7 protein-coding genes are annotated in these 8,018 nt (G+C 61.4%); all 7 read right to left on the bottom strand.

The features are described 5' to 3' along the window. The coding region (locus IE101_RS18795; RefSeq protein ID WP_189635389.1) for a hypothetical protein at positions 1 to 724 on the bottom strand (724 nt) is incomplete at its 3' end. 332 nt (positions 725 to 1,056) lie between these two features. After that, positions 1,057 to 2,367: an extracellular solute-binding protein gene (locus tag IE101_RS18790; protein WP_189635388.1), complete on the bottom strand. Its 1,311-nt coding sequence runs from the start codon at positions 2,365 to 2,367 to the stop codon at positions 1,057 to 1,059. A 95-nt stretch (positions 2,368 to 2,462) separates the two neighbouring features. Beyond that, on the bottom strand, positions 2,463 to 3,308 hold the full coding sequence (locus IE101_RS18785; RefSeq protein WP_189635387.1) for a carbohydrate ABC transporter permease: 846 nt from the start codon (positions 3,306 to 3,308) through the stop codon (positions 2,463 to 2,465). Next, complete coding sequence (locus tag IE101_RS18780) at positions 3,308 to 4,186, bottom strand: carbohydrate ABC transporter permease (RefSeq protein ID WP_189635386.1); 879 nt, start codon at positions 4,184 to 4,186, stop codon at positions 3,308 to 3,310. Before IE101_RS18780 ends, IE101_RS18785 begins: the two co-directional genes overlap by 1 nt. Continuing rightward, the gene (locus IE101_RS18775; RefSeq protein ID WP_189635385.1) at positions 4,179 to 5,291 is read right to left on the bottom strand and encodes an ABC transporter ATP-binding protein; all 1,113 of its coding nucleotides are present in this window, start codon (positions 5,289 to 5,291) and stop codon (positions 4,179 to 4,181) included. The genes IE101_RS18780 and IE101_RS18775 overlap by 8 nt, the downstream gene beginning before the upstream one ends. 24 nt (positions 5,292 to 5,315) lie before the next feature. Continuing rightward, positions 5,316 to 6,818, bottom strand: coding sequence for an arabinosylfuranosidase ArfA (gene arfA, locus IE101_RS18770; protein WP_189635384.1), 1,503 nt, complete (start codon positions 6,816 to 6,818; stop codon positions 5,316 to 5,318). Between the two features lie 106 nt (positions 6,819 to 6,924). Further along, on the bottom strand, positions 6,925 to 7,845 hold the full coding sequence (locus tag IE101_RS18765) for an ArsR/SmtB family transcription factor (RefSeq protein ID WP_189635383.1): 921 nt from the start codon (positions 7,843 to 7,845) through the stop codon (positions 6,925 to 6,927). Positions 7,846 to 8,018: the final 173 nt, after the last annotated feature.

The raw sequence follows: 8,018 nt of genomic DNA, 5'->3' as shown, positions 1-8,018 counted from the left end.
TGACCGCGTTCACCGTCTTCGTCCCAGACAGCGTCCCGCTGCCCGCATTGGTGCCAATTGCCAGGGTCACTGCAGTGGTTGCAGAGGTCACGACCGACCCCGTCGAATCCACGATCTGCACCGTCACAGCCGGAGAAATGCTGGCGCCTGCGGTTTGGTTGGTCGGGTTCTGCAGGAAGTTGAGGGCGGAGGCGACAGGCTCTGCGGCGACGGTGATCGATCCGGCAGCGCCACCGTTCGCCTTCACCTGGAGGTCATTCCCACCGGTTTCGCAGATCAGAACCTGCACCTGTTCATTCGCAGAGGTCTGCAGGGCCTGGCTGAGCGCAATAGTGGTCATCGCGCCCGCAGTCATGGTATTCTTTGCAACCGAGCCGCCGACGATGGTACCGGAGTCCGTCCCCACAAGGATGACCCAGGCATCGCCGCTTGGGCTCGTGCCGACGGTCTTGACCGGAAAGCGGACGGCCGTCAGCGAATTGGGTGAAGAGGCCATCGTCACGAGGCCCATGTCGGCATCGGCCGCCTCGAGGGGGTTTGCCGGACAGGCCGGGATCACCGTATTTGCGTTTTGGTCCGCGAGTTGAAGAATGGCGGCCTGCACCGCTCCTGGCGCCCCGCACAACAAAAGCGTGACGCAAACCAGCAGGAACAACACTTGGAGCCACAAGCGGGTGACGGCTGCAACGGCATCCGCAACGGTGATCGGGAACAGCAGGCGCAATCGGGTCAACCCCCAGGACAGAGAACGGCTGGCTACGCCGCACCGTCGGCCCCCGGACTGCCGGGAATCTGACTGCGCAGCGCAACCTTCCTGTCTTAGGTGCATCTTGCGTGCCGAGCATCACCCTCGCCCGACAGTTGAAATTTCCGAAAGTCAGACGACCCACCCCTTTGGCGGTTCCGTTATAGGAAAGTCTATACCCATGCCGCGTTCTTGCCCCCACCGGGCGAGTGGCCTGCGCGGGCGATATGTTCGGCGTCAGTCGGCATAAAAAAGGCGGAGCTGGTGCTCCGCCTTTCCTGATCGTCGCCCGGAAATGGCGCGCCGCAGGATCAAAGATCCGCCAAAAGCTCATTGATACGCGTTTCGGCGGTGGAGAGCGCATCTTCGACCGTCTTGTCGCCATTCACCGCAGCGCCGACCTCTTCGCCGATGATGTCCTGGATGGCGAATTGGCGCATCACCGCCGCAGGCAGGGCGGTGCCGGTTTCGGCAATCTTGGCGATATTGGCGCGATGCGGCAGATTCTGGAATTCAGGCATGTCGAACACGGATTTCACCGCCGGCAGATGGCCGTTGCGCGCCCAGTGATAGTCATTGTCGGCCAGGAACTTGAACAGCTTGGCAATCGCCGCATCCTGTTCGGCACTGCGCTCTTTGTGGGGCAGAACCCAGCCATGCCCGTCGGCATAGGTGGCGTCCCGCCCGGCAAAGAGTTGCGGGATGGGATAAACGGTATAGCCGTTGGCCAGCGCCGTTCCTTCCTGTTGCGACTGGGCGACGAAATCACCGATCAGCCAGGTGCCGTTGATCGCGATGCCGCCATCCCCATTGATGAAGCCCGACACGGCGGCGGGATAATCCATATTGACGGTGGTCAGACCTTCATCCTTGATTTTCTTGAGCATTCCCACCACGGCCGCCGCCTCGGGGGTGTTCAGTTTGATCGCGGTCGGGTCGGCAAAGAAATCCGAATTCTGCTGTTGCAGGAAGGTATAAAGCACCCGCGCATAGGCCGCGGTTTCATTGGCGAGGATCTGCACCAGATAGGGTTTGCCGGTCTTTTCGGTGAATTGCTTGCCCTGGGCATACAGCTCATCCGGGGTCTTGGGCAGGATCGGCGTGCCATCGGCATTGACCAGACCGGCGTCTTTCATGAGGTTGAGGTTCACATGGAAGAGCATGGTCCAGTTGTCGAAGGGCAGGCCATACATCTGCCCCTCTTTGGTGACGCCACCACGGCCAGCATCGGTGAAGGCCGCAGGGTCCACCCCGGCGGCGGCCAGCACGCCATCGACCGGGTCCAGCAGGCCGCGCGACTGGTAATCCGAAATTGCGGAATAGTGCATCGACACCACGTCCGGCGCCGCGCCCGACGCCATCTGGGCATTCAGCTGGTCATAGCCCGGCCATTCAACCGTGGTGACATTGACCTTGATGTCCGGATTGTCGGCCTGGAACTTGTTGACCAGCGCGGTGATGATACCGCATTCGCCCACCGCGGCCGATACATCGGTCACGCTGCCATATTCAGCATCGCAGGCACCGAAGAACCGCTGCAGCTCGATCGTGGTCTGGGCGCTGGCAAGACTTGCCCATCCCGCCGCCATGAGGGCGACGGAGCCAAACAGAAAACGCTTCATCTTCTCACTCCCTTGTTGGTTCCGGGGCTTTTGCCCCGATCATTGCAGATCCGGCCTGCCCCTCCTCGGGCGGGGGCGGATGGGTGGGGGCGCGGTTACTTGACCGCACCGCCCGAGACAGCGGTCACGATGTGGCGCTGGAACAGGATGTAGACGATCACCACCGGCAAGCTGGCAAAGACCGCCTGGGCCGAGAGGAAACCCAGCCCTTCGCTTTGGGCGAAGTTGGTCTGGGACGAGGCGATGCCCACTGTCAGGGTGAACATCTCTTTCTTGGTGGCCGAGATCAGGGGCCACCAGTAGTCGTTCCAGGCGTGCAGGAAGGTGAAGATGCCAAGTGTCGCCTGCGCGGGCAGGGTCAGGGGCAGCATCACCCGCCAGAACAGCCGGAAAGGCGGGGTATTGTCGAGCAATGCGGCCTCGTCGATTTCCTTGGGGATGGCACGAAAGAACTGCGTCATCAGGAAAACGCCGAAGGCCGATGTCAGGCCGGGGACGATCAGCCCCAGATGGGTGTTGTGCCAGCCCAGCCAGTTGAACATCTGATGCCGGGCGATGATCACCGCCTGTTCCGGCACCGCAAGCCCGAAGAGGACCAGCACGAACAAGGTGCGGCGGAACGGAAATTCAAGCCGTCCGAAGGCATAACCCGCCAGAGAGGACAGAACCAGGACACCGACCGTTTCACCGACCGCGACCACAAGGCTGTTGAAGAACCAGCCAAAGACCTGCGACGACCCGATGAGGTTGACGTAATTCGCCAACGTATAAGGCAGCGCGAAGACAGCCTCCGTCCCCAGCATCAGCGCCTTGTTGTCTTTCAGCGACAGGCCCACGATCCAGGCGATGGGGGCCATGGCCACCACGGCCAGCAGACAGGCCAGAACAAACAGCCCCTTCGAGGTATTCAGCGCCTCGGGCCGATAGGTGCGCGGGGCCATCACACGCCCTCCTGATTTCGGGTGGCGACGACATATTGGATCATCGCGGCGCAAAGGATGATGAGGAACAGGATCTCCGATGCGGCAGCGGCGCGACCCACTTCCCACCGGATGAAGCCAACTTCATAGATGTACATCACCAGCGGGCGCGAGCTTCCGGCCGGGCCCCCGTTGGTCATCAGCTGCGCCTGACCGAACAGCTGGAACTGCATGACAACCTGGATGATCGCAACCAGAAGCACGGTGCGCCGGATGGCAGGCAGGGTGATGCGGGTCAGCACGCGCCAGCGGTTCGCGTTGTCGAGGGCCGCTGCCTCATAGTGATCCACGGGGATCTGCTGAAGCGCCGCAAGGAACAGCATCATCGGCAGGCCGATGCACCACCAGACCGTCGCCACCCCCACCGAGAAGAGCGACCAGCCCTTGGTTGACAGAAATCCGATCTGGGCCCAGCCGAGGTGGTCAAAGACCAGCGCGATCAGCCCGTCGTTGGGGATGAAGACGATGCGCCAGATCAGCGTGACAATGGTCACCGACAAGACGGACGAGGCGAAGAACAACCCACGCAGAAAGGCCGTGGCCCGGGTCAGATGATTCAGCGCCAGGGCAAGGAACAGACCCAGCGCGACAAGGGTCGGCACGGTCGTCGCCACAAAGATCAGCGTGTTGAGCAGCGCCTGGCGGAACTGCGGATCCCTGAGAACCTTGACGTAATTGTCGAACCCGACAAAGCGGCCGGGACCGAAAAGGTCAACCTTGTGCAGCGAAAGCCAGAACCCCCAGATCAGCGGAAAGACCAGAAAGGCCGCGAAGGTCACAAGGAAAGGCAGCGCGAACAACCCGTTGCGCCATTGGCTTCGACGCCAGCTTTCAGCCATCATAGCCCCCTGCATCCACATGGAAGGCCCGCCCGTCTGCAGCAAAAAGATGCAGGGCGTCGGGATCAAGCCGCAGTTTCACCTCGGTGCCGGCACGCAGCGTGCTGCGTCCATCGGCCTCGGCGGTGATCTGCTGGCCATCGGGAAGGCGGGCATAGACGAGCGTGCGTTCGCCCAGATGTTCCACCACTTCGGCCCGCGCGGGAATGCCATCCCCGCCGGGGGGGACAACGGTGACATCCTCGGGGCGGATGCCGATCTCAAGCCCGCCTGCGGCAGGCACGGCGACAGGCAGCTGAAGCCGGGTCTGAAGCACCCCGGCGCTGCCCAGATCCACGGTCAGACCCCGCGGCCCAAGTTCCGCGGCCTTAACGCCCAGGATGCTGATCGCGGGGGTCCCCACGAACCCGGCCACGAAACGGGTGGCGGGGCGGCGATAGATCTCCATCGGGGTGCCGATCTGTTCGATGCGGCGGTTGTGCATCACGACGATCCGGTCGGCCAGCGTCATCGCCTCGACCTGGTCATGGGTCACGAAGATCATGGTGCTGCCCAGCCGGGCGTGAAGCTGGGCCAGCTCCAGCCGGGTGCGGCCCCGCAGGGCGGCGTCGAGGTTCGAAAGGGGTTCGTCGAAAAGAAAGGCCTTCGGCTCTTTCACGATCGCGCGGCCGATGGCAACCCGCTGCCGTTGCCCACCCGAAAGCTTGGCGGGTTTGCGGTCCAGAAGATGGGCGATTTCCAGCACATCCGCCGCCGCTGTGACCCGGCGCGCGATATCCTCGCGCGCCATGCCGATGTTTTCCAGGCCAAAGCCCATATTCTGCGCGACGGTCATATGCGGATAAAGCGCATAGGACTGAAACACCATCGCGACACCCCGCTTGCCGGGGGGCAGCGTGTCGATACGGGTGCCCCCCAGATCAATCGTGCCGCCGTCAAGGGCCTCCAGTCCCGCGACCATGCGCAGGAGCGTGGATTTTCCACAGCCCGATGGCCCAAGGAACACCACGAATTCCCCCGCGGCGATGGACAGCGAAATGTCTTCCAGAACGGTCAGACCGCCATAGCGTTTGGTGACGTTGCGGATCTCGATACTTGCCGACATGGGCCTCCCCTCCCTGCAGCGCGATCAGCCGAGCCGGATCATGCGATATGACAGCGGCGGCAAGGCTGCTGTCAGGCGACCCGCGGCAATCGCGGCATCCTGGCCATCTTTCGGCGCGACCGGCGTGTCATCCGGACCATTCACCTGCCGCAGATCGTGGCCGGACATCACCTTGTCCTCGATGACCGCGCCGACCGCGAACCCTTCGAGCGAGAGGTCAAGCGCGAGCGTTTCAGTCGGGTGACGGTTCACCATGAAGAAGGCCAGGGTGCCATCTTCCGCCTGCACGCCCGCAATATCGAGGTAAGGCACATCCGACGCAAAATCAGTGCTGTAGCCTGCACAGTCCACCGCAAGGTTCAGCGCCGTGCCGCGCCCGTGGCGCGAGGCGAAGAGGTAGGGGTAGAAGGTCGTCTGACGCCAGGCCGGACCACCCGGCACGGTCATGATCGGCGCGATGACATTCACCAGCTGCGCAAGGCACCCCACCTTCACCACATCCGACCGGCGGATAAAGGTGTTGAGGATACATCCCACCTGCAGGACATCCTCGAAATTGTAGATGTCCTCAAGCAGGGCCGGGGCATGGGGCCAACCGTCCCGGCCCTCCAGCACCGTGCGATCCTGCTCGCGCGAGTGGTACCACACATTCCATTCATCAAAGCTGATATACACATCGCGCTTTGAACGTTTCTTGGCCTTGGTAAAGGCCAGTACCCCGGCGACCGTGCCGATATAATCATCAAGCCGGGCGTTCTGCGCCAGATAGGCCGCGGTATCCCCAGCGTGATTATCGAAATACATGTGCAGGCTGATGTAATCGACCGAGTCATAGGTGTAGTCGAGAACCGTCGCCTCCCACTCCGGGTAAGTGGCCATCTTGGGTGAGGACGACCCGCAGACCACAAGCTCCAGCGACTTGTCGAAGGCGCGCATCGCCTTGGCGGTTTCAAAGGCAATACGGCCATATTCGGCGGCGGTTTTCTGTCCGATCTGCCAGGGGCCGTCCATCTCATTGCCAAGACACCACATCTTGACGCCCCAGGGTTCTTCCCGCCCGTTCTTGCGGCGCAGATCCGACCAATAGCTGCCGCCCGGATGGTTCACATATTCCAGAAAGGCCCGCGCCGCATCGAGCCCGCGCGACCCGAGGTTGACCGCCAGCATCATCTCTGTCCCGGCGGCATCTGCCCAATCCGCAAATTCGTGGATGCCAACCTGATTGCTTTCCGAAGAATGCCAGGCCAGATCAAGGCGCACCGGACGATCTTCTTTCGGCCCGATTCCGTCTTCCCAGTCATAGGCCGAAACAAAGTTCCCGCCCGGGTAGCGCACGATCGGCACGTCCAATTCGCGCACAAGATCAATCACATCGCGGCGAAACCCGTTTTCATCGGCAGTCGGATGGCCGGGTTCATGGATACCGGTGTAAACCGCCCGGCCCAGATGTTCGATGAAGGACCCGTAAAGCCGGGGATCAATTTTCGAAATGGTATAGCCGGCATGGGCCGTCACGGCAGCGCGCATCGCTGCATCCTCCCTTTTAGTATCAGATTTTCTGATTTATATCAGTTATCTTGAAACTAATAGGGAGCAACGAGGTCTGTCAACACATAGTTGCAGCGCCGAAGGCTCAGGTCCGCAGGCGCAGAATGATATCCTGGTCGTAATTGCCGAACCCACGACCAAAGATGTTCACGCCGCCGGGATGGGCAGCCCCGTCCGGCACCTCGATTCGTAGCCGGATGGACCGATGTTCCAGCAGGTTCAGGTCAGCGAGGGTTGTATCCGAGACGCGCATTCCATCGACAAAGGTGCCGGCGGGGGTCACACGAAAGCTCTTGAGCATGCCGTACTGACTGCCGCGCAATTTCCACCAATCCGGGGTAAAGGTGCCACGCCGATCACCGAAATCACCTGGCGACGTCCAGGTGGTGAGTGCGGTTCCATTGACCGAAATCCGAATGTCCGAAGGCCAGTCTTCGGAGGTGCCCGGCACCTCTGAGGAGAGTTCGATCACAAGCTCGAGTTCCTGCACTTCCGCGCCGCGGATCCTTGCGTTATTGGGGAATTGGTAATCGACATAACCCCTTGTAAACCAAAGAAGTCCAGCCTTCATCCGGTCGGGAGACAGGAAGGTGTCAGGGCTGTCGAGAAAGCCGATGATCCCCTCGGACGAACACATGCCACAGGGCGCCGAGACATCGAAGCCGCTGTAAAGCCCGACGGGCATGATCACCTCGATGGTGTTTTCCGCCGCGCTTTCGGCGGGGCCAAATGTGAGGATGACCTCGTCATGGACGGCATGGCAGACTTTCTGACTGCCCTTGCGGGCCTTCTGCACCTCGGTCCGGATCAGCCCTGCGTCTTCCAGCATGTTGAGATGCGTCGATGTGCTGGACTGGGGCATTTCCAGCCGTTCGGCGATATCGTTCACATTCATGGGGCCGGCAGCATGGAGCAACTTCAGGATTGCAAGCCGCGCCGGGGCCGCAAGGCACTTCAGAACCTCGGCCCCATCATCCGGCGACAACATCAGAAAGCGCTTGGTCATGACAATCCCCCACCTCAACACCTGATGAATATCAGAATGACGGATATATTCAATCGGTCCGGTCCGAATGCCGCTGCAAAGTGGACAGCCGCGTTGCGTAACCGCCACCGACACCAAGTTCTGCATTGCAGCAAAGGCTTCCGCCTTTACGATATTTTGAGAGAACCCTAGAC

Source organism: Gemmobacter lanyuensis, from assembly GCF_014652355.1.
In the GTDB taxonomy this organism is placed as follows: domain Bacteria; phylum Pseudomonadota; class Alphaproteobacteria; order Rhodobacterales; family Rhodobacteraceae; genus Gemmobacter; species Gemmobacter lanyuensis.
This window is presented reverse-complemented; position numbering and strand designations above follow the sequence as displayed.